The 23,186-nt window shown below is 44.0% G+C and carries 20 protein-coding genes; 4 read left to right on the forward strand and 16 right to left on the reverse strand.

Translation table 11 applies throughout. The annotated features are described in order from the left end of the window. Nucleotides 1-34 precede the first annotated feature (34 nt). The gene (gene rluF, locus GMES_RS17620; protein ID WP_006994120.1) at nt 35-943 is read left to right on the forward strand and encodes a 23S rRNA pseudouridine(2604) synthase RluF; all 909 of its coding nucleotides are present in this window, start codon (nt 35-37) and stop codon (nt 941-943) included. 161 nt (nt 944-1,104) lie between these two features. On the opposite strand, the gene GMES_RS17625 is transcribed toward rluF, so the two are convergent. The 7 genes from GMES_RS17625 to putP form a co-directional block, all read right to left on the reverse strand. After that, nucleotides 1,105-2,832 (reverse strand): SLC13 family permease, encoded by a 1,728-nt coding sequence (locus tag GMES_RS17625; protein WP_006994121.1) that lies wholly within the window; start codon nt 2,830-2,832, stop codon nt 1,105-1,107. An 18-nt stretch (nt 2,833-2,850) separates the two neighbouring features. Beyond that, nucleotides 2,851-4,260 carry a sulfate adenylyltransferase subunit CysN gene (gene cysN, locus GMES_RS17630; protein ID WP_006994122.1) on the reverse strand — a complete coding sequence of 470 codons (1,410 nt, stop codon included), beginning with the start codon at nt 4,258-4,260 and terminating at the stop codon, nt 2,851-2,853. A gap of 2 nt (nt 4,261-4,262) precedes the next feature. Then, nucleotides 4,263-5,051 carry a 3'(2'),5'-bisphosphate nucleotidase CysQ gene (gene cysQ / locus GMES_RS17635; protein WP_006994123.1) on the reverse strand — a complete coding sequence of 263 codons (789 nt, stop codon included), beginning with the start codon at nt 5,049-5,051 and terminating at the stop codon, nt 4,263-4,265. Next, the gene (gene cysC / locus GMES_RS17640; protein ID WP_006994124.1) at nt 5,051-5,647 is read right to left on the reverse strand and encodes an adenylyl-sulfate kinase; all 597 of its coding nucleotides are present in this window, start codon (nt 5,645-5,647) and stop codon (nt 5,051-5,053) included. Before cysC ends, cysQ begins: the two co-directional genes overlap by 1 nt. Beyond that, complete coding sequence (gene cysD, locus GMES_RS17645; RefSeq protein WP_006994125.1) at nt 5,647-6,561, reverse strand: sulfate adenylyltransferase subunit CysD; 915 nt, start codon at nt 6,559-6,561, stop codon at nt 5,647-5,649. Before cysD ends, cysC begins: the two co-directional genes overlap by 1 nt. 131 nt (nt 6,562-6,692) lie before the next feature. Beyond that, complete coding sequence (locus tag GMES_RS17650; RefSeq protein WP_006994126.1) at nt 6,693-7,913, reverse strand: EAL and HDOD domain-containing protein; 1,221 nt, start codon at nt 7,911-7,913, stop codon at nt 6,693-6,695. 20 nt (nt 7,914-7,933) lie between these two features. Continuing rightward, nucleotides 7,934-9,469: a sodium/proline symporter PutP gene (putP, locus tag GMES_RS17655; protein WP_006994127.1), complete on the reverse strand. Its 1,536-nt coding sequence runs from the start codon at nt 9,467-9,469 to the stop codon at nt 7,934-7,936. A 105-nt stretch (nt 9,470-9,574) separates the two neighbouring features. On the opposite strand from putP, the gene GMES_RS17660 reads away from it, so the two are divergent. Continuing rightward, nucleotides 9,575-10,063, forward strand: coding sequence for a GNAT family N-acetyltransferase (locus GMES_RS17660; RefSeq protein WP_006994128.1), 489 nt, complete (start codon nt 9,575-9,577; stop codon nt 10,061-10,063). 76 nt (nt 10,064-10,139) lie between these two features. Here the strand turns inward: GMES_RS17660 and GMES_RS17665 are convergent, their stop codons facing one another. The 8 genes from GMES_RS17665 to GMES_RS17700 all read right to left on the reverse strand — a co-directional run bounded on the left by GMES_RS17665 (nt 10,140) and on the right by GMES_RS17700 (nt 18,773). Next, nucleotides 10,140-10,847 carry a DUF3379 domain-containing protein gene (locus tag GMES_RS17665; protein ID WP_006994129.1) on the reverse strand — a complete coding sequence of 236 codons (708 nt, stop codon included), beginning with the start codon at nt 10,845-10,847 and terminating at the stop codon, nt 10,140-10,142. Beyond that, nucleotides 10,840-11,397, reverse strand: a complete 558-nt coding sequence (locus GMES_RS17670; protein ID WP_006994130.1) for a sigma-70 family RNA polymerase sigma factor — start codon at nt 11,395-11,397, stop codon at nt 10,840-10,842. Before GMES_RS17670 ends, GMES_RS17665 begins: the two co-directional genes overlap by 8 nt. Before the next feature lie 187 nt (nt 11,398-11,584). Then, nucleotides 11,585-13,351, reverse strand: coding sequence for a BatD family protein (locus tag GMES_RS17675; RefSeq protein ID WP_006994131.1), 1,767 nt, complete (start codon nt 13,349-13,351; stop codon nt 11,585-11,587). 4 nt (nt 13,352-13,355) lie between these two features. Continuing rightward, entirely contained in the window at nt 13,356-15,317 is a 1,962-nt protein-coding gene (locus GMES_RS17680) for a VWA domain-containing protein (protein WP_006994132.1), read from the reverse strand. Further along, nucleotides 15,310-16,341, reverse strand: a complete 1,032-nt coding sequence (locus tag GMES_RS17685) for a vWA domain-containing protein (RefSeq protein WP_006994133.1) — start codon at nt 16,339-16,341, stop codon at nt 15,310-15,312. Before GMES_RS17685 ends, GMES_RS17680 begins: the two co-directional genes overlap by 8 nt. Beyond that, on the reverse strand, nt 16,334-16,837 hold the full coding sequence (locus tag GMES_RS17690; protein ID WP_006994134.1) for a DUF4381 domain-containing protein: 504 nt from the start codon (nt 16,835-16,837) through the stop codon (nt 16,334-16,336). Before GMES_RS17690 ends, GMES_RS17685 begins: the two co-directional genes overlap by 8 nt. Next, nucleotides 16,834-17,805, reverse strand: a complete 972-nt coding sequence (locus tag GMES_RS17695) for a DUF58 domain-containing protein (protein WP_006994135.1) — start codon at nt 17,803-17,805, stop codon at nt 16,834-16,836. Before GMES_RS17695 ends, GMES_RS17690 begins: the two co-directional genes overlap by 4 nt. A gap of 11 nt (nt 17,806-17,816) precedes the next feature. After that, nucleotides 17,817-18,773, reverse strand: coding sequence for an AAA family ATPase (locus GMES_RS17700; protein WP_006994136.1), 957 nt, complete (start codon nt 18,771-18,773; stop codon nt 17,817-17,819). Between the two features lie 400 nt (nt 18,774-19,173). On the opposite strand from GMES_RS17700, the gene fadI reads away from it, so the two are divergent. Together fadI and fadJ are read left to right on the forward strand one after the other, a co-directional pair. Continuing rightward, on the forward strand, nt 19,174-20,484 hold the full coding sequence (fadI, locus tag GMES_RS17705; protein ID WP_006994137.1) for an acetyl-CoA C-acyltransferase FadI: 1,311 nt from the start codon (nt 19,174-19,176) through the stop codon (nt 20,482-20,484). Nucleotides 20,485-20,494: 10 nt separating this feature from the next. After that, a complete protein-coding gene (fadJ, locus tag GMES_RS17710) occupies nt 20,495-22,648 on the forward strand; it encodes a fatty acid oxidation complex subunit alpha FadJ (protein WP_006994138.1) in 2,154 nt (717 codons plus the stop codon). 196 nt (nt 22,649-22,844) lie between these two features. Here fadJ and GMES_RS22705 read toward each other — a convergent pair whose 3' ends face one another. After that, the gene (locus GMES_RS22705) at nt 22,845-22,997 is read right to left on the reverse strand and encodes a hypothetical protein (protein ID WP_006994139.1); all 153 of its coding nucleotides are present in this window, start codon (nt 22,995-22,997) and stop codon (nt 22,845-22,847) included. Between the last annotated feature and the right edge of the window lie 189 nt (nt 22,998-23,186).

Raw genomic sequence — 23,186 nt, forward strand, 5'->3', positions numbered from 1 at the left:
TAGGCGCTAACTGAAGATGACATAGTGGGTTACATTGAATACATCGAACACATCAAATACAAGCGCTGCTAGCATTCGCTTAAACAAATTTATTAGCGACTCAGGTTTCTGTTCTCGTCGCGAAGCAGATAAGTTAATAGACAGCCAACGCGTGTCGATCAATGGTGTTATTCCTGAATTAGGCACAAAGGTGCTGTCAGGGGACGAAGTGCGCGTGGACGGCAACTTGATTAACGCGAGTGCTGAGAATAAATCTGACAGAGTGTATTTGGCATATCATAAACCTAAGGGGATTACGTGCACGACTGAGCACCACGTTAAAGGGAATATTATCGATGCCATCGGTCATCCCGAGCGCATTTTTCCCATTGGCCGATTAGACAAACCTTCGGAAGGTTTGATTTTTTTGACTAGTGACGGTGACATAGTTAACAAAATTTTGCGCGCTGAAAATGCCCATGACAAAGAGTACATTGTGACGGTGGACAGACCGTTAACAGAACGATTTATTCACGCCATGGGGGCCGGAGTACCCATACTCGATACGGTAACCAAGCCCTGTACTGTAACAATGCAGAGTAAATTCGTATTTCGTATTGTTTTAACCCAAGGCTTAAATAGGCAAATTCGCCGTATGTGCGAGTACTTAGGTTACGGCGTAACCAAGCTAAAACGCAGTCGTATTATGTCAATTCGTTTAGCGGGCCTAAAGGTAGGGCAGTGGAGAAATTTAACCCCTGATGAAATGCATGAAATTAATAGTGCAGTTGAAGGTTCAACCAAAACGGCGCTGGAAACTGAGCAGAAAATAGACGCTAACGTTACTGATAGAAATGCTCCACAGACGCGGACAAAACCCCAAGGTAGAATGCGAGGTCGAAGGCAAGGGATAAGTAACACAGCACCGCCTAGGCCGGGCCGAGGGCGTAAACCTAAGGCGTAAGCTGACACTCGCTGCGGGCTTATCGGTTATATGAGTGACACACGCACAACAAGAGAAAAAGACGAGAGTGTCACCACTCTCGTCTTTTTTTGTATTGGGAATTGGATTAGGCGCTTTTTAAAACTTCGGACCCGTTGAGCTAGTGAACGTGTTCGCTAACGTTAAAAGTCATATGTGTACTTCAGTAGGACGAGTACGATACTTGAGTAGCAAATTGAAATGGGCAGACCAAATTTCACAAAGTGTTTCATCTTATAATTACTAGCACTAAAAACCAGCAAATTGGTTTGATACCCATAGGGCGATATAAAGCTAGCGCTGGCGGCAAAGGCGACCGCTAAGGCAAACGGCATCAAAGGTACGCCTAGACTCTCTACCAATCCGTAAGCGAAGGGGAACATCAGTGCGGCAGCAGCGTTATTAGTGACTAGCTCTGTTAATAACAAGGTGGCTAAATACACGACCACCAGTGCCACAAATGGGCTGGAGCTTGACATGAAGGGCTCTAAATAGTGTGTGAGCGTGGTTATTACGCCTGCGCCTTCCAACGCATTAGCCAGACTAAGAGCGCCGACAATCACTACAATGAGCTCTAGCGGTAGGTGACGTTTAACTTCGTTGGTGGATGTAACGCCAGTGGCGACCAGTATCGCTAGGAAAAACACTAAACCAGTGGCGAGGGAAATAACGGATGCGGCAGCAAGGGCGATAGTTAATAGAAAACCGCCTAGGGTTATCCACTCTTGTTTATCGAGAAGTTTTGTGGCGACTTTTTTCTCAGACAAAATGAAGAAGTTTTTGGTTAAGTTTTGACGTTTGAGGAAATCGGGGCCCGTGGCCAGTAGTAGAAAGTCACCTGCTTGAAGTTTAATTTCGCCTAATTTCCCTGATAGGGTTTCACCGTCTCGACGAATGGCCACAACAGCAGCATCAAATAACGCCCTAAAACCAACACTTTTAAGCGTTTTACCAATGATTTGCGCCCGATTCGAAATAATCACTTCGGTAAGGTTTTCACGTAGCAAACCATTTGATTCTGCAAAAAGGGTTAACCCCTTGATGTGACTTAAATTATCAACCTTGTGGATATCACCAGAAAAAATCAGTTTGTCGTTTTGCTGTATGACTAACTCAGGGTTAACAGGGCTGATAAGTTTACCGTTTCGCACCACTTCGATTAAAAAAAGCTCAGGTAGATTACGTAAGTGGTTTTGCTCGACACTTTTGCCTATTAATTCAGAATCGGCTTCTACTTTTGCATCAATAAAATAACTATTGTATTTACGGTTCTTGTTTTCGATAACGGGCAACAGTGGCGTCAACAAAAACATTAACACGCCACAGCTTAAACCTGCGACCAAGCCATACAGCGTAAAGTCCCAAAAATTAAAGCCTGCGTGACCATGCTCGCGCATGAAACTATCAACAATAAGGTTGGTGGAGGTACCAATAAGCGTCACTGTACCGCCCAATATCGCCGCGTATGACAGAGGGATCAGTAACTTAGAGGCAGGGTGGTATTGATTTTGTTTAGTCGGGCCAATCAAACTTGCTACCACGGCCGTGTTATTCAACAACGCCGAAGAGGCGAAGGTCAGTCCAAATAAGCGCCAGTAACTGCGTTTGAAGCTCGCAACAATAAGCGTGCGGCCTAATCGTTTAACCAGAGATGTTTTATCTACTGCTGTGCTTACAATCAACAACAGAATAAGGGTAATTAATCCTTGGTTTGTGAAGTTGTTGATGATGTTTGAAAGCGATAATTGCTGACTTAATATAAGTGCTAGCAATGTGCCTGCAAAAATTGAAGAAGGGCGCTTATTCGTGAGAATAAGCGCCGCTAATGTACCGGTAAATATTGCTAATACCAGAAGCTGGTTTATGTCCATATAGTATCGACGTTGCGCCTACAGCTTAGTGATGTCAGTGGCATTCCAATGTGGAAAATGCTTTCTAACCAAGGTATTAAATTCAAGTTCAAACTCAGAAAACTCTGTTTTCGTACCTGAATCTTGAATGGCATCAATCACCATACCTGCACCGACTGTGCTATTGGTTAATCGGTCAATAATAATGAATGCACCGGTTTCACGGTTTTTGGTGTATGAGTCACAAGCAACTGATTGCGTAAGCTTGATTTTGCCTACACCAATTTCATTCAAATTAAGACGTACTGCATCTTTGTGCTCCATAGTATTCACATCAATCTGATATTCGATATCTGTTACGCTACCTGGAACAAATTTAGTGGCAAATTTAAAACCGTATTGCTTGTTTGGCATTAACGGTGTTTCGTCCATCCACACTAAATTGACTTCATAAGCACTGCTTTGTAAGGGCAGGTTATCAGACTTAACAATCATGTCACCACGAGAGATATCAATTTCATCTTCAAGGGTGATAGTAGTGGTAAGCGGCGTATAAGCCACATCTTGCTCGCCTTCAAAACCGACAATAGAGCGTACTGTGGACTGCTTTCCTGACGGAAGCGCGGTGATCTTGTCGCCTTTTTTGATTTGACCAGAAACAACAGTACCGGCAAAGCCACGGAAGTTAAGATTAGGGCGGTTAACGTACTGAACTGGAAAGCGGAAATCATCGACATTAGCGTCATTACCAATTTCGATATTTTCCAAGGTTTTCATTAACGTAGAACCCTCAAACCAAGGAGTATTCTCGCTCTTGTTAACCACATTATCGCCATCGAGGGCTGAGATAGGCACGAACTGAATATCAGGGATATCTAGTTGTTCAGAAAAGACCAAGTAGTCTTTTTTGATGTTCTCGTATACTTCTTCACTGTACTCCATCAAATCCATTTTGTTGATTGCCACGATGACATGTTTGATGCCAAGCAAAGAAACCAAAAAGGAATGGCGACGGGTTTGGGTTTTAACCCCTGCACGTGCATCGACCAATATGATGGCCAAATCACATGTTGATGCGCCGGTTACCATGTTGCGAGTATATTGCTCGTGTCCCGGCGTATCGGCGATAATAAACTTACGCTTATCCGTTGAGAAGTAACGATATGCCACATCAATAGTGATCCCTTGCTCACGTTCAGACGCAAGACCATCTACTAATAAGGCTAAATCTACTTTGTCGCCAGTGGTACCAGACTTTTTACTGTCTTTGGTAATGGCGGCAAGCTGATCTTCGTAAATCATTTTTGAGTCGTGTAGTAAACGACCAATTAGAGTACTTTTACCGTCATCTACGCTACCGCAGGTTAAAAAACGCAGCATGTCTTTTTGCTCATGCTGTTCGAGGTACGCCAGGATGTCAGATTGTAATAACGCGTTTTCACTATTCATGATCAGCAACTCACAAGGAAATAAGGGTTTAAAACGGATTCTTTTTGGTTATAGCTAAGAGGTTTAGCGTGTTCATCGAATACATTGGCAGCACTTTCAATAATAGTGACTTTACCACCGGCAGCACGAACCACTGCGTCAGCTGCACCTGTATCCCATTCAGACGTAGGGCCTAAGCGGGGGTATAAATGCGCTGCACCTTCAGCAACTAAACATAATTTCAACGAACTGCCCATGGCCACAAGCTCAGGCTCTCCGCCAAGTTTGGCAAGTAGCGCTTGAATGTCAGGGCTTTGATGGGAACGACTGCCAACCACGCGCCATTCTTCGTCATCGCTCTTCGTCTTAGGGGTAATCGCAGTGCGACTATCACCTTCTAGCTTATAAGCACCTTGGCCTACAATACCGACATAGGTCTGCTTTAGCACGGGAGCATAAACGACACCAAAAACGGGTTCACCATTATCAATCAATGCTATATTGACTGTGAACTCGCCATTCTTTTTAATAAATTCTTTTGTGCCATCTAGGGGGTCTACTAACCAATATTTATCCCATGTTTGGCGCTCAGACCAAGGAATGTTGGCAGACTCTTCTGACAAAATAGGTAAATCAGACACAGCTTGTAACCCCTCCACAATACAATTGTGAGCGGCTAAATCGGCTTCTGTTAATGGGCTTTCATCAGACTTTTCATATATCGCAAAATCACGCTGATATATATCCATTATTGCAGCACCTGCTTGGTGTGCAATATGAGTAATACTGTCTATTAATTTGCTATCTAGCATTAGTCAATCAATCCTTTTTGCTTTAATTGAGTGAACAGTTGCTCGGCAGATTCTTGGGCGCTTTGCCCGCTGAAATCAAGGGTGATCTCAGGAGATTCTGGTGCTTCATAAGGTGAGCTGATACCGGTAAAATCAGTAATTTCGCCGGAACGAGCTTTTTGATACAAACCTTTAGGATCACGTTTTTCGCATTCCTCTAATGGCGTATCGACAAACACCTCAACAAATTCGTTTTGCTCAAGCAGAGACCGGCAGTAATCACGTTCACTTTTAAACGGCGAGATAAATGCGGTGATTACAATCAAGCCTGAATCTACGAAGAGTTTGGATAATTCACCTATGCGGCGAATATTTTCGACACGATCTTTGTCGCTAAAGGTCAAATCGCCATTTAGACCATGACGAACATTGTCACCGTCAAGTAAGTAAGTGTGCTTACCGTTATCGGCTAATTTTTTTTCTAATAAATTAGCGATGGTCGACTTACCAGAGCCGCTCAATCCAGTCAGCCAAACCACACACGGCTTTTGCCCTTTCGCGTCAGCGCGGCGACGCTTGTCAACCTCGTGCTGATGCCAAACAATGTTGTTTTCCATTAGAAATAACCTTCCATCTTTTTCTTCTCCATGGAGCCAGAGGAGTCATTATCGATAACGCGCCCTTGACGTTCAGACGTTTTGGTTAACAACATTTCTTGAATAACTTCAGGCAATGTATCTGCCGTCGATTCAACTGCACCTGTCAAAGGGTAACAGCCCAAAGTTCTAAAACGCACTGAACGCATCTCTGGCGTTTCACCTTCTTTTAGTGGCATGCGCTCGTCATCAACCATGATCAACAAACCATCACGCTCTACCACTGGGCGTGGCTTAGCAAGGTACAAAGAAGGAATTTCAATGTTTTCCATGTAGATGTATTGCCAAATATCTAACTCTGTCCAATTCGACATAGGGAATACACGAATGCTTTCGCCTTTGTTAATTTGTGAATTGTAGATATTCCATAATTCTGGACGTTGGTTTTTTGGATCCCAACGGTGGTTTTCATCTCGGAATGAGTATACGCGCTCTTTGGCACGAGACTTCTCTTCATCACGCCTTGCACCGCCAAAAGCTGCGTCGAATTTGTATTTGTTCAACGCCTGCTTAAGACCAACCGTTTTCATAATATCTGTATGCTTAGCACTGCCATGAATAAATGGGTTTATGTCCATATCCACGCCTTCTTGGTTAATATGAACCAACAAGTCTAGATCGTGCTTCTTTGCCATTTGGTCACGAAAGGCAATCATTTCGTGGAATTTCCATGTGGTATCTACATGCAGCAAAGGAAAAGGAATTTTACCTGGCGCAAAAGCTTTACGCGCTAGATGTAGCAACACAGAAGAGTCTTTACCCACTGAGTAAAGCATTACTGGGTTATCAAATTCAGCGGCTACTTCACGAAAAATGTGAATACTTTCCGCTTCTAGCTGTTTCAAATGTGTAACGTTTGGAATCGACGAAGTCATAGAGTTTCTCGTGCTAAGTTAATGGATATACTAAAATATTATATGCATAGAACGATATCACGAAATACGGCTGTCATGATATATTTTTTAAAAATATATCATGACAAAGTGACAATTGTTTGAATGGGGTATTACTTTAAGGCTTGGAGTCTTTCTTTTGCCCACAATTGAGATTGTTGAAACATTGAAAATGCATCATCAAAATTAACGTCGAGATTCTCGCACAGGCGATACACATCGCTCCATTGTCCGTTTTCAAAAAATTCGCTTAACATCAAGTACTTCGCCTGTTCCCCTTGACGTAATACGATACTGTCTTTGATATTTTGAGATATAGGCAGTTTCTCCATAAGGTCTGCGATATCAGCATCTAACATGGCGTCTAGTAGTGACAACAGACCCACTAAAAAGGCAGCAGACACCCCGTCGCGTTGATTAGAATATTCTGTCAGTAATTCACAATAACGAGCCCGTGAAAGTGACATAACGGTGAGCTCAGCAGGCTTGCCCTCACTGAATTGAGCGGTGAAAAGCAGTGACACAAAGCGCCTAAGTTCGGTTTGCCCCAACACCACGATAGCTTGTTTTATCGTCTCAATTTGTTTGGTGCGCTTAAAAATCGGCGATTGGGCATAACGTAACAATTTAAAGGAGAGGCTCACATCAGATTCAAATGCTTGAGTAATAATCTGAATTTTAGGGTCTTCTTTAGCCATTTCCCCCATTAATTTCGCTATCGACATTTGCGAAGGTGTCAGGGCGGTATTTTTTATAATCTCAGGCTTGCTGAAAAAATAGCCTTGAAAATAACAACAACCATAGTCCAGTGCTTGCAAGTATTCCTGGTGAGTTTCAATTTTCTCCGCTAACAGTTTTATCTTAGGAAAGGGCTTTATTGCTTCTATTATCTGCAGGATTTGCTCGTGAGAGGTATCCTGATAATCAATTTTGATAATATCGATATAAGGGTAGAAATGCAGCCAAACTCCTTGATGGACGTAGTCATCTAGGGCAATGATATAGCCCTTTTCCTTTAGCTCAATGCACGCACTTAGTAGCTTTTTACCCGGTTTAACCGTTTCCAATATTTCTACAACGATCTTCTCTTTGGGTAACATCAAAGGGTACCCATCGAGCAAAGAGTTATGGGTAAAGTTGATAAAGGCTAGGGTGTTAGGTAACAAGCTGTCTAGTCCTAGATTGAACTGAATCCCAGCGACCATTTTCGCTGTAGCTTCATCTTCATTTATATTTGGAAAGGTATTTTCCAAACTATCCCGAAATAACAATTCATAAGCAAACAGTGTTTTATCTGCATGTAATATCGGTTGCCTAGCGGCATAAAAGTTCATGTAAATTCCCTATTTAAACATTAAGAAGCATTGCCGCCGTTATTCGCCGAGTCGTGCAAGGTCTTCTCAACTTTCTCAAATGTATTGATAATTGAACTATCAGTTTGTTTTGACACTAAGCTGATTATAACAATAGTCAAGCTCGACAATATAAAGCCCGGTACTATTTCGTATAGCCAAGCACTTAGGCTCTGTCCATCAACAGTAATTGGCAAATAAATCCATAATAACACTGTTACAGCTCCGACTAACATGCCACTTATGGCTGAGATGAGGGTCATTCGCTTCCAAAATAGACTGAATAAAATCAAAGGCCCAAATGCTGCACCGAAACCTGCCCAAGCATTACTGACCAATGACAATATACTGCTATCTCTGTCGTACGCTAAGAAAATAGCGACCAAAGCAACAATGACCACGGATATACGACCAACGATGATCAGTTCGTGTTGACTCGCATCTCGTCTGAAAAATGCTTGATAAAAGTCGCTCGTTAGGGAGCTAGATGTGACTAATAATTGTGAAGAAATAGTGCTCATGATTGCAGCCAAAATTGCTGCAAGCAAGAAACCACCGATTAACGGATGAAAGAGCAATTGAGATAAATAAATAAAGATTGTTTCCGCGTCATTTAATGGCGTACCTTGCTTAGTCACGTAGGCAAGCCCCAATAACCCCGTTGCTAATGCCCCCGTTATGGCTACTACCATCCAAGAAATGCCGATTTTTTGTGCCGTTTTGATGTCGTTTACGCTACGAATAGCCATGAAGCGCACGATGATATGGGGTTGTCCAAAATAGCCGAAACCCCAAGACAGCATAGATATGATGGCAATTGTTGATACAAGCTCACCGTTTGAGGCATTGACGAACATATCCAAGTACTGACCATCAAGCGTATTTAAAGACTGGGTAACACCTTGCCAACCGTCTAAATCGACGAGCACCACCACAGGCACCAATACCAGCGCTACAAACATAATACATCCTTGCACAAAGTCAGTAATGCTCACGGCCATAAAACCGCCAAATAAGGTATATGCCACGACCACACCAGCAGTGATGTATAAGCCCAATTCGTAATTTAGACCGAATGATGTTTCAAATAATTTGCCGCCTGCGACGACGCCGGATGAGGTATATAAGGTAAAAAACAACACAATGACGATAGAAGAAACGATACGCAAAACGCGGCTCTTGTCATTGAACCGATTCTCAAAATAGTCAGGGATAGTAATCGCATTATTTGCCACTTCTGTATAAACACGTAAGCGGGGCGCTACTAAAACATAGTTAAGATAGGCACCAATGACGAGTCCTATGGCTATCCAAGCACTCGACAGACCGGTCAAATACATCGCCCCGGGTAAGCCCATTAACATCCATCCGCTCATGTCTGAAGCACCCGCCGAAAGGGCAGTGACTTTTGGGCTAAGATTACGGCCACCGAGCATGTAACCCTCTACGTCAGTATTTGCTTGTTTGAATGAGTAAAGACCAATAGCGAGCATGGCGAGAAAGTACAATCCGAGCGATATAAAAGTGGCTGTTTCCATGATGTCCTTCGATTAAGATGAGGAATGATTGAGTTTTTGTTTACGCTGTTGCAAATTAGCGTCTACTTTTTACACCATGCTATCAAGCAACCTAGGAATACACTAGTGTCCGCATTATATAAAACCCAAGTAATCTCTTTTAATCAGCTGAAATTGAACGATTTATACGCAATATTACAATTGCGCCAAGACGTATTTATTATCGATCAACAAAGTATATACAGAGACATAGACGAGCAAGATAAAATCAGCGAGCATATTTGCGTGTTTCACCAAGCCAGATTAATTGCCTATGCAAGGGTACGTAAAACTAAGCAAATTAACGCCAAGATTGAGCGGGTAGTGTGTTTACCTGAGTACCGAGGGCAGGGAATAGGCAAAGGCTTGATTGAACAGGCTATTGAAGAGATTCAACGTGACCATGAAATAACTACGATTATGTTATCCGCACAAACAAATGCGATCGATTTTTATCTCAAATTTGGTTTTCACCCAGAGGGTAAGCCCTATGATGACGGGGGCATTGAACACATTGATATGCTTTTAGCGGTGGCGCAGTTAAGGGGAGGTTCAAAAGATAGTCACGGCGGATAAAAAGGAGCACAAGCTCCTTTTTATCAACCTATGTCTGTTTCTATGTGGCGCGGTCTTCTTTACGCAATCCACATTCTTAGGCAGAGAAAGTCATGCCCTTAGTCAATTTGTTTTTGGTTTGTTCAACATCATGCACATTTTCACTGACGATAACCAAGCTGGTGTTATTCATTTCCACTGCTTCGGCAGTTAGGTAGCCATCGTTAACCCTGTTTTTCGCTTTGTAACCCTCTTTATGGGGTACAACAAACACAGTAACTTTGCCATTCTCACCCTGCATGACCAAGTGCAGACTTTTAACGCCTTTGTGGACACAATGATTGGCGTAAAATATTTGCCCCATATCCTCATTTAAATGACCACCATACTGGGCAAGCTTGGCATTAACTTGTTGCATGGTGAAATCTTCGTTTGCATCCAGTGCATGAGGACCTTCATGATATACATGAGCCAGCGATTGTGCTGACAGATCAATATAGTTTTGTTGTTGCCATAACGTGAAACTTACCCCAACAACAAACGCTAAAGATGCCGCTAACGCTAAATGCACCCGGGCACGCTTCTTATTGTGTTGATGAGTTTGCATGGTTTGGCGCAAAATAAGTTTGTGGGCCAAATCGTCAGGCACATCAACTTTCATCGCTGCCTGCAAGCTCGCGTCGATCTTTTTTTGCTCAGACCAAAATTCTTGTTTTGCAGGATCTTGTGCTGCCGCTTCTTTGACTCGTATGTCATCGCAATTCGGATCAGCATAAATGGTTCTGCGAAATTCTAAATCATCCATTTTTCCGTTCTCGATTGTCATTTGATTTCTCTAGGGCCTCTTTAATTTGGCTGCGTGCCCGAAATAACCGGGTCATTACGGTATTCTTGTTTAAATTTAGTTGAGCTGCAATTTCATCTCCGCTGTATCCAAACATGATTTGCAGCATTAATGGCTCTCTATACTCTTCTGTCAAAGAGGCCATTATTTTTCGTAACTCTCGGTGCTCAATTTCAACCTCGTGAGTCAACTGATCGTCTGAAATAGACACATCATCGATATCAACCAAGTCGAACTGCTTACGTTCAAAGCGTCGGGCATTTTCTCGACGCAGAATCGTAATCAACCAAGATTTGGCGGCTTTTTCGTCCTTTAATGAATCCAATGATTTCCATGCACGCAGAAACGTCTCTTGGACTATGTCTTCTGCCACCGCTTTATCTTTAACCAGCCAGTATGCATAGCGGAATATGTCGCCATGTAATGCTTGGACCAGGGTTTCGTATCTTTTTTGTTTATCTAGCATGTCACTAGAGACCGAGGCTTTTTTAAATTGCTTTCGCAAATTCATTATTTATTTCCGCCTTTTATGTGTGTTCTTATTATTCGTTAAAGCGGCGCATAGTGCAATTCGCCCTTAGTCGCGGAAGAAGGGCTGATTGCACATGCATTATTTACTGCGGATTTTGACCTATATTTGCAAATGAGGCATGAAAAATAGCGCTTTTAAACCATCAAAGCTGTTCCCCACTCATCATCTAATAAAGTGAGGCTAATTTTTTGTTACTTTGATGAGCGCTAGCTTGCTGTCGAATTAAGCTAAATGTTGAGACAAGTTCTTCCCTGTTCCACTGTTTGTCCTCGGCGCTAAATTTAGACGCATATAATGTATTTACCGCTTGATCTAACGAGGCTTTGTGAAATTCATTTTGTAACGTACTCAATGATTTACCATGACTTCCCGTTAACGTATTTAGCCATACCGTTAATGCCTGAATAATTGCCTGACTATCCTTTTTTCCCATAGAGGCTTGCAGCGATTTCCACGCTTGCTTTTCAGAAGGATGTGCCTTATTCGCTGTGCCATTATGCGCTACGCCATTGCTGGCTCCACTGGACAAGCTCGCTTTGACTTTTAAACGACGAATGTGCAGCGCCCAGCCAATCAGTGTGGTTATCCATAAGAGTGTTAATGCGCAGCTGATCCAGAACCACAAATTGGTTTTTTGATTAAGGCCCGAGGTAGATTGTTCAACGCTGTGTTGACTGCCCTGTTTGGCGGCCTGTTCTGCACTTGGCAGAGTAGGGGGGAGCGGAGCGTTGTTAGCAACTGTAGGCGCAGTGTTGGCTGCGGAAGCATTATTAGCGCCCGCAACGACCGTAATGGTGCGTTTTGGTAGCGTCGCATATTCTACTTGCCCGCTGACAATGTTAAACCAAGGAACGCTCACTTCCTCTAGCGTGAATTCACCCGCTTGGCTGGGAATGATCGCTATGGTTTCAGTGCGCTGGGCAATGAGTGTATTGTCTTTTTCAACAGTGGTGGTATTCGGCTGATTAGGGTAAACCTTCACGCCGCTGGGATACTGACTATTGATATTTGGTAACTGCGCTTCATCAACCCCCACAGCAGTAAGAGTCAGTGTGCGGGTGATTGGCTCACCGGCCTTAAATTCGGTTGCATTAGGTTGCCACTCTTCATGTAGCTCAACATAATCACTCGGCAGCCAAGTACCAGAATAGTTAGCAGGAATGGGTTTCACAGTTATTTCTTGTGTCGGGCCTACACGATTGATGGTTTTACTGCGGCTGAAAAAACCGAAGCTCTGTTGCCTATCTTGAACTACTTCGCCTTCAAACATCGGGCCTTGGATGGTAAAGGTGCCACTCTTTTGCGGGATCACCGCAAAAGTACGCTCAATCACCCGATAGCGTTTGCCATCGACGATGTCGTTATATTCTGCATCTTTACCAATTTGCCGAATTTCTCCGTCGACCAAAGTGGGAGCAGATAAGCTACCTCGCTGCAGGTCTCTGGCAAGAAACAACTTTACGGTATAACGAATTTGTTGCTGAAGGTAGGTTTCGTCTGTGTCGACTGACGTTGTGACATAAACATCTCGACCTTCTGTACTTTGACGAGCGGAAACCGGTAAAACCATCATATTAATGGGTGCTGAGCTTTGGCCTTCTATGGTAAATGCTGGAATGACAAAACGCCCTGGCTTACGCGGAATAAGAACGGTGGTCCAAATGGTGGTGCGGGTTGTGTCAAAGTTGATCATTTGGGTTTGCGAGCTAACAGAGGTTCTGCCTACGATAAAATCTGCATTCAACGGGCTAGGATCGAATGCCTCGCGAGATGCATCGCCCGAGGCAACCACACTTAGGGTTATTGATTCATCAGCGAGTACGGGGTTTTTATCGACCGTGGCTGACAGTTCATCTATTTGAGCAAGAGCAAATGTGCTTAAGGCCCAGAGGAATAAACATGAACGAGATAAATAACGGATAAATAACTGCATTTTGCTACCAGTTCCTTTGTCGTTGAGTCGGTGTACGTTGTTGTCTTCGCTTTTGATTTTCTATCTGCATTTTTCGTTTTAATAAGAATGCTGGATCGTCAGGAACGCGGTTGAGTAATGTTTGCATGCGTTGCATTTGTTCTTTCTGTTCGTCAGTAAGCTCTTGTGGTGCTTGTGCACCCATTGAAGCCGCCTGCTGCTGAGACTCATCTTGTGCATCAGTTTGCTCATTTTCATCCATAGACGCAGGTTGTGATGATTGCTCATCTTGTGACTGCTCTCGCTCCCCTTGTTGAGGCGACTGCGAATCAGCTTGCTGAGTGTTGTTTTCGCTATCTTGCTCGTTCTGCTCAGGTTGTTCCTCGGAAGCAGATTGCTTGCTATCATCTTGTTGCGATTGCTGTTGGTTTTCCTGTGATGATTGCCCAGAGTTGTTATCGGCATTTTGATCCTGCTGTGAATCTTGTCCCTCTTTTTGTCCCTCTTGTTGATCGCCAGACTGGTTATTCTCTCCTTGCTGGTTTTCGTTTTGCTGTTGCTGGTCAGAATTTTCCTGCTGTTCTTGATTTTGCTGGTCTTGTTGCTGTTGCTTTTGTTGTTCAAGCAACGTCTTGTTCGCTTGTGCATCTTCGTGAGCAGGATCAATCGCCAATGCTTTCTCATAGGCTTTAATGGCCTCATCAATTTCACCTAGCTGGGCAAGAGTATTTCCTTCGTTGTAACGGGCTTGCGCGCCACTTGCTGTTCGAAATGCATCAAGTGCAGCCGCGTAGTTTTGCGCTTTGTAGGCTGCTGTTCCCCGCCACATAGGGTCGTTAAAGTGCTTAGCTGCTTCTTCGTAATTTTCAGTCTGAAAAGCGTGTTGACCTTGCTGATCTGCGGTTTGCCACATGTCATCCCACCAGGTCGCACTGGCGGGTGGGGTATACCCGGGCAACAACATAAAGACTGCAAATATGCCTAGTAACCCGCGACGAAAGCCATACGCGGCAAGGGGCAATAACAGTATTAACAGATAAGGACCCATCTCTTGCCATTCATCACCAAACTTGTCTTCGGTTTCGCTGGACTTTTCTTCTTCTGACGAGAGTACCGATTGGTTTTTCAGGTAGTCGATATCGCTATCATCTGTGCGCATCGCGATGTACCTGCCACCTCCTTTGCGCGCTAGGGTTTGCAGGTTACTCGCCCTTAATCTAGGTACGACTACAGCACCACTATTGTCTTTTAAAAAGTCACCATTAACCAATTGAATAGGTGCACCATCGGGTGTACCAATCGACAACACGGAAAGGCGATAGGGGGAATTCTCAAGCAATTTACTCACCTCAGCCACTTGCGTGTTTTCAATGCCATCTGTAATCCAAAATATTTCACCTTGTTGGTAACCAGCATTGCGTAATAGCGCGATAGCTGATTCCAAGCCTAAAAACGGTTCGCTGCCGGCAACGGGCATAATTTCAGGTGACAGGCTAGGGATCAAAGCTGTTAAATTCTGCCCATCGGAACTTAGCGGGCTAATGGTGAACGCGTCACCAGCATAAGCAACGAGGCCAGTTTCACCTTCAGCGATGGCCTTGACTAAATCAATGGCCTTGTACTTGGCACGAGTGAGACGGTTCGGCGTGACATCTGTTGCTCGCATTGACAATGACATATCCAGTACCACGACTTTGCCGCTGTTTAACTGATAAACCGGCTGAGGCAGACGCTGCCAAGTTGGACCCGCGAGGGCTAAGCAGGCTAACGTCCAGGCGACGACTAATACGTATAAAGGCGGTTTCGAAGATTTAACTCCATTATTCGCGACAAGGTGTTGGTATAGGTGCGAAGGTAAGACAGATTGCCATCCTGAACGCTGTTGATTCATGCGTTTCAACAGCGCAATGAGTAAAAACAAAGGAACAATGGCTAATAACCACAAAGGACGCAAAAAATGAAAATCCGCTAGGGTAAAATCAAGCATCAATTTGGCTCCTTTCTTTAGCTGTTCTAGCGTTTTTAAGATTAAACAACCAGCTGGACACAAGCGGTTTAAGGGCCAGTAATAAGGAAATAAGTAGCGCCAAACCTAAGGGGTAGAAATAAAGTGCCTGCAAGGGGCGCATTTGTCGACTTTCTCTAGCGATGGGCTCTAATTCGTCTAGCTTGCTGTAAATTTCCTTTAAGCTTTGGGCGTCTCTTGCACGAAAATAGCGACCCCCAGTGGATTCTGCAAGGGTGGTTAACATGCCTTCATCCAACTCTTGTGATGGATTGACTTGGCGGCTGCCAAAAATGCTTTGTACTAACATTTGGTCGGCACCGACGCCTATTGTGTATAATGTTACGCCGTTGTTAATGGCCAATTCATTGGCTTGTTCTGGCGTAATGTTGCCTGCGGTATTTTGCCCGTCAGTTAACAGGATCAATACTTTGTTTGACTCTTCTTTGCTTTTGAAGCGCTTGATAGCTAAACCAATGGCATCCCCGATAGCGGTTTGTTCACCCACCAGGCCAATAAGCGACTCGTTTAATAATTGTGACACTGTCTCACGATCGTAAGTCAATGGTGCTTGCAAGTAAGCTGTGTCAGCAAAGAAAATCAGCCCTAGTCGGTCACCAATGCGACGTTGAATAAAGTCATGTAATACCGATTTTATCATTTGCAAGCGATCAACTTGACGACCGTTAACTTGCATATCGTCAATTTTCATACTGCCGGATAAATCAACCGCAATCATCAGGTCGCGGCCTTCTGCGGGAATACTAACGGGCTCGCCTAACCATTGGGGGCGAGCACTTGCACTCACTAGGGCAACCCAGCCTATGGTGGCAATTATCAAGAATGCCATTCTACTTGTGGGGGGCTTAGATACATTTTGGATCCCTTGGGGCAGGTGAGGCACTCTTAATGCAGCAGATTGTACTTGTGCCTTCGCGGGCAACAAATAAACCAAAATGGGTAACGGTAAAGCGAACCACATCCACCACCATGCAAACTCAAACATGTGCGGCTCCTGTTGAAGAAGACTCACTAACGTCCTTTAGTTTGGCATGCTTTATCCATACGCTGACTTGGGCTTGAATAGCAGAAAATTGCGTGCTATCAGCTGTTGCTGGGCGGTAGAGTTGTGTTTGCAACGCTGAAAAGGCCGCGTTAAAGGGACCTTGTTTAGATGACGGCAACTGCTCACAGAGATAAGCTTGCCAGCGCTTAGAGTGCAAATTTGCATGTTGCTCACTGGGTAAATAATGCATGCATATACGCTTAAGTAAGGTATTCATACGAATCGGCCAATCAGCTTGACTGCTTGTGATTGAAGCCAGTTCAGTCAGTGCATGGCGCCGTGCTGCGTTATATTGCCTGTGTTTTATCCATGCAGTAATAAGCACAATGACAACTAAAAGGATAAAAAAGGCGACTAACCACCAACCATAGGCTGGCGGCCAGGTGCTGATTTGAGAAGGGATGTGGATATCTTTCAATTGGTCTAACGGATTCATACGTCTGTTTCACTGCTACGTTTTGCTAACTGTCGCTCTAGAGATTGTGCGCAACTTATCGGCACTACATTGGCTCGGCATTTCTTTAAGCGCGTGTTGATCGCGTTAAATCGCTGTTCGTGTTCACTTTGGTATTGCGTTGCGATGCGTTGTTCACCAATGAGTATCTGTTGCTCGTCTTGCCCGTCAGTTAAGTTAAGCATTTGTTGGTATTTACTTTGGGGCAATGCATGTTCAAAAGGGTCGCTGATAGGGTAAGCGGTTACTTCACAGTGCCGACTTAACTGTGATATGTGCTGCTGAGCCGAATCTGTTAAGTTGGCAAAATCACTCAATATAAAGACCAAACTCCCCGGATGTGCCAAGCGCCTAAGTCGAGCACACGCATCAGTGAACGTCACTTGCTCTTCACCATGTTTAGGAGGCGGTGATTGGGGATGATGCAAGTTGACTATGCCATTTAATAAAGAAAGCACCGCCTTTTGCCTAGAAAAAGGTTTGAATTCCTTGTGCTGTGTTTGGTTGTAAATCAATCCGCCAATTCGATCGCCCCGTTTATGGGCCGCCCACGCTATTAACGCGGTTAAGTGTGCGACCTGTACAGATTTAAACAGCAATTGGGTACCAAAATGCATTGAGCTTGATAAGTCGGCTAACACAAAAACTGGACGCTCTTTCTCTTCACGGTATATTTTCGTGTGCGTTTTACCCGTACGTGCAGTGACTCGCCAATCGATTGCTCGAATATCATCTCCAGGTTGGTAATGACGTGCTTCATCAAACTCCATACCACGGCCTTTCGTCTTCGCTAGGTAACCCCCTGCTAACTTGGCTTGTGCGGGGCGTCCTAAGCTTAAATTTAACAGGCTCGCTTTAGTGCGATAGTAAAGCAGTTCTTTTATACTCAGATTAACGCCATCGCTATGATGGCTGGCCAGCCACTGAGGTATGTCCTGTGTCGTTTGCATATACAATGTCCTTAAGGAACAGGGACAAGTTGCAATATGCTATCGAGCACTTGATTGCTACTAACACCTTCAGCTTCTGCTTCATAACTGAGTAACAACCGGTGGCGCAGTACATTATGAAATACCGCATGAATGTTATCTGGCCCTACAAAATCTCTGCCCATTAACCAAGCGTGAGCCCGAGCGCATTTGTCTAGAGCAATCGTGGCTCTTGGGCTGGCACCAAATTCAATCCAACTCGCTAATTGTTCGCTGTATTTTTGCGGTTGACGAGTGGCAATAATCAATTCTACCAAATAGCGTTCTAAGGATTCATCTAGATGGATTTCCAGAACCGATTTGCGCGCCTTGAATATGTCTTCTTGGGTCAAGTTCGGTGGTATAACCGGGGCGCTATTTAATGATTCGTTGCGCGTGAGTTTTAACACTGCTAACTCTGTTTCTGCTCCAGGATAATCAATTTCTAGATGCATCAAAAAACGGTCTAATTGTGCTTCCGGTAAGGGGTAAGTACCTTCTTGCTCAATAGGATTTTGAGTTGCCATCACTAAGAATAACGCAGGCAGGGGATAGGTTTTATTGCCTACAGTAATTTGCCTTTCCGCCATGGCTTCGAGCAATGCCGACTGCACCTTAGCGGGCGCACGGTTAATTTCATCGGCAAGGACTAAATTATGGAAAAGCGGGCCTTTTTGAAAATCAAATTTGCCTGTTTCTGGGCGATATATATCCGTACCGGTTAAATCAGCGGGCAGCAAATCAGGAGTAAACTGAACACGGTGAAAGTCACCTTCAACGCCGTTGGCCAATGAGTTAACGGCACGAGTTTTGGCCAATCCAGGGGGGCCTTCAACCAATAGATGGCCGTCAGCAAGTAACGCCACGAGAATATTTTGCGTCAAGGTTGTTTGACCAATAACTTGTGAGTCTAAATACGCTTGTAGTTGTGAGAATTGAGCTGAAGGCATGCGTTCTTATTATTCCTAGGTTGATTGGCGTACAAAGGTGTACGGGAAAATAAACTGTATAACAGACAATGCTGTGTATATAGGGTTCCATTGATGAAAAACAATGTTACAAATAACATCTTTTCGATGAAAACCAATCTGTTTCAACGGTATAAGCTATTGTATCCATTGTTAAATAGCGTAAATGTTGGGCGCAACAACGATGGCGCTACCTTACTTCAGGTCGTCATATCGCTTAGGAAGACATTGGCGCGTGTTATTCACTACCTTAAAGGCTATTGTAAAGGTGCAAAATTGACGCAATGTTACTTGGACTTTCAAAATATCTATTCTCCCTGTACAATCGATTAAAATTACAGGTCAGACCACTTGGTTTTTGACTCAACATTAAGGGCAAATCATGACGGCAAAGCAAACAGTTACGACTCGAGATGGAGAGCGCATCGCTATCGTAGCGGGACTACGAACACCATTCGCTAAAATGGCGACGAATTTTCACGGCGTTCCTGCTGTTGATTTAGGCAAAATGGTAGTCAACGAGATGCTGGTTAAGCATAATGTGGATCCGCTACTTATTGAGCAATTGGTCTACGGTCAAGTCGTGCAGATGCCTGAAGCACCCAACATCGCACGTGAAATAGTACTAGGTACAGGCATGAGTGTGCATACCGACGCTTATAGTGTGTCTAGGGCGTGTGCAACGAGCTTCCAGTCTACAGTGAATATTGCGGAATCGATGATGCTGGGCAACATCAGTGTCGGCATTGCTGGGGGCGCTGATTCTACGTCTGTTTCTCCCATTGGCGTTTCCAAAAATCTAGCTCGGGCTTTGACTGATCTGCAAAAAACCAAAACCTTAGGCCAAAAATTCAATGTTCTTAAAAAGTTAGGCTTAAAAGATTTATTACCGGTTCCACCTGCAGTAGCAGAGTATTCAACTGGGTTGTCCATGGGACAAACTGCTGAGCAAATGGCGAAGAGTCATAGTATTAGTCGAGCAGACCAAGATAAGCTCGCACATCGTTCGCATTCTTTGGCAGCGCAGAGCTGGAATGAAGGTAAATTAGCGGGCGAAGTGATGACCGCTTACCCTGCGCCGTACAAAAGCGCTTTTGAAAAAGACAACAACATTCGCTTTGATTCAAAATTAGAAGGCTATGCCAAACTGCGCCCCGTGTTTGATAAAAAGCACGGTACTGTCACCGCAGCGAACGCAACCCCATTAACAGATGGTGCTTCAGCCGTATTGATGATGACAGAAAGCCGTGCAAAAGCATTGGGTTATACCCCTCTTGGTTACATTAAAAGCTATGCTTTTGCCGCTATCGACGTGTGGGAGGATATGTTAATGGGACCATCGTATGCTACGCCTATGGCGTTAGACAGAGCGGGCATGACATTGAATGACTTAACCTTAATTGAAATGCACGAAGCGTTTGCGGCGCAAACATTGGCGAATATCAAAATGTTTGCCAGTGATAAATTTGCCCAAGAAAAGCTTGGTCGAAGTAAGGCTACAGGCGAAATTGATATGGCTAAATTTAATGTTATGGGGAGTTCTCTTGCCTACGGTCATCCATTTGCAGCGACGGGCACACGTATGATCACTCAAATGTTAAATGAATTAAATCGACGTGGAGGCGGCAGCGGATTGCTAACCGCTTGCGCCGCTGGCGGTTTGGCCGCAGCAATGATCGTTGAAACAGAATAAGGGCAAAAAAATGACAAACGAAAATACTACTCAACAACTTGCCCCTAGCGCGTTTACCTTAACCAAACGTGATGATGGTATTGCGATTTTGAGTATGGATGTGCCTGGGGAAACCATGAACACACTCAAAGTGGAGTTTGGTGAACAAATCGGGGACATGCTTGACCAAATTCAAAGCGATAGCGCTATTAAAGGCGTAGTCGTAATCAGTGGTAAGGACAATTCTTTTGTGGCCGGAGCAGATATATCAATGCTCGCAGGATGTAAAAGTGCAGAGGAAGCTGAAGCGATTGGAAAAGGCGGACAAGCGGTATTCCAACGTATTGAAGATATGACCGTGCCATTTGTCGCTGCGATCCACGGTCCTGCTCTGGGCGGCGGACTTGAACTTGCGTTGGCGTGTCATATGCGAGTATGTAGTGACGACAACAAGACGCAACTGGGCTTACCTGAAGTACAGCTTGGTCTTTTACCTGGTAGTGGTGGCACACAAAGACTCCCGCGCCTAATTAGCGTTCAACAAGCGATGAAAATGATGCTCACAGGGGCGTCAGTACGAGCAAAACAAGCCCAAAAATACGGTATCGTTGACGATATGGTGCCGCGTTCTATTTTGCTCGAAGTCGCAATTGAAATGGCGAAAAACCCCAAACCGAATAGAAAACCCGTAAAACTTGATGCAATGGGGCAGTTTCTTGAACGCACCCCTGTGGGCCGAAAACTCATGTTTAAACAAGCCCGCAAGCAAACTGAGGCTAAAACAATGGGTAATTATCCCTCACCTGAGCGTATTATTGATTGCATCGAAACGGGACTAGAGAAGGGGAAAGCTCAAGGTTTTGCAGTGGAAGCTAAACATTTTGGTCATCTGGTTATGACGCCAGAATCAGCTGCGCTGCGTAGTTTATTTTTCGCTACCACTGAAATGAAAAAAGAAAATGGCGTGGAAGGTGTCGCGCCTAAAACGCTGAAGAAAATCGGCGTGTTAGGCGGTGGGTTAATGGGCGGTGGTATAGCGTTTGTGACAGCAACCAAAGCCAAACTTCCGGCGCGAATCAAAGATATCCGTAGCGATGGCATCGCGCATGCGATGAAATATTCCTACGATATCTTGAACAAAAAAGTGAAGCGTAAGTTTATGCTGCATTCAGAAATGCAATCTCAGTTATCACGACTAACAGGCTCTGTTGATTATGTTGGGTTTGATAATACAGATGTGGTGATTGAAGCGGTTTTCGAAGACTTAGCTTTGAAACAAAATATGGTTGCGGATGTTGAAGAGCATTGCTCAGAGCATACGATTTTTGCTTCGAATACATCTTCAATTCCTATCGGCCAAATTGCCGCTAAGGCGAAGCGCCCTGAAAATGTTATTGGTTTACATTATTTTTCACCCGTAGATAAGATGCCGTTGGCAGAAGTAATTGCCCATGAAGCGACGTCTGATCAAACAATCTCAACCACGGTTGAACTCGCGAAGAAGCAGGGCAAAACCCCGATCGTTGTAAAAGACGGCGCTGGTTTCTATGTTAATCGAATTTTAGCGCCTTATATGAATGAATCTGCAGAAATTTTATTGGCTGGGGAGCCTATTGAGCAGATTGATAAAGCGTTAGTCAAATTCGGTTTCCCTGTGGGACCCATCAAACTTTTAGATGAAGTAGGTATTGATGTTGGCACTAAAATAGGACCAATTCTGGTTGCCGAGTTTGGTGAGCGATTCGAGTCAGCGCCAGGTTTTGACAAATTATTGGCGGACGATCGAAAAGGTAAGAAGAACAAGCGTGGCTTTTACAACTATGAAGGTAAAAAGCCCGGCAAAGAAGTTGATGAAAGCGTTTATGATCTACTTGGCATTACGCCCAATAGCCGTTTGAGCGAGAATACTATTGCCGAGCGTTGCGTATTGCTTATGCTTAATGAGGCTGCAATATGTCTTGACGAAGGTGTGGTGCGTAATCCCAGAGACGGTGACATAGGCGCGATATTTGGTATCGGTTTTCCGCCATTCTTGGGCGGGCCATTTAGATATATGGATACCTTAGGCATTGAGCACGTTGTTGAACGATTAACGCATTATAAGCAGCAACTCGGTGACAAGTTTGCACCAGCTAAACGCCTATTAGACATGGCAGAGAGTAAGGATACGTTTTACCCAAAATAGCTAATGGGTATTTTAACTAGCCTTTGAAAGCCGAGCAGACTAGCTCGGTTTTTTTATGCCTTATTTTACCAAATGACCAATTAGTTAAATCCGAGTTTTCTGCTCGTCAAGCAACCTTAAATTTCAGGCATAAAAAAAGAGAGTTCCTCTCTCTTTTTTGACTGAATAAAACTTATTCAGTTAGATGTTTTCAAACTTAAAACCTGACAGAACCTACTTTAATTGCTTTATTTTTTTCATTTGTAGTCGCTGATTGATTGGCTTCCGGTGCTTTAGCGCTTTCAACTGATTGTGTGGCAACAGGAGCAGCAGTAGTAAGGGCTAGAGCGATTGCATAAGCTTTTAACATTGGATATTCCTCTTTATATTTTTTATTTTATTATTGACGTTTTGCTGACTATTATTTGTCAGTCGAAAGTATTAATGCTTATTGCGTGCCAATGTGTATTAGGTAGGAAAAATACTCGATAACCTATTTGGCGAGGAGGTGGGCTATACGCGAGAAGCTGTAGATATTTTTAGAAATGGTACCGCAATA

The sequence above is a fragment of the Paraglaciecola mesophila KMM 241 genome (assembly GCF_000315015.1).
In the GTDB taxonomy this organism is placed as follows: domain Bacteria; phylum Pseudomonadota; class Gammaproteobacteria; order Enterobacterales; family Alteromonadaceae; genus Paraglaciecola; species Paraglaciecola mesophila.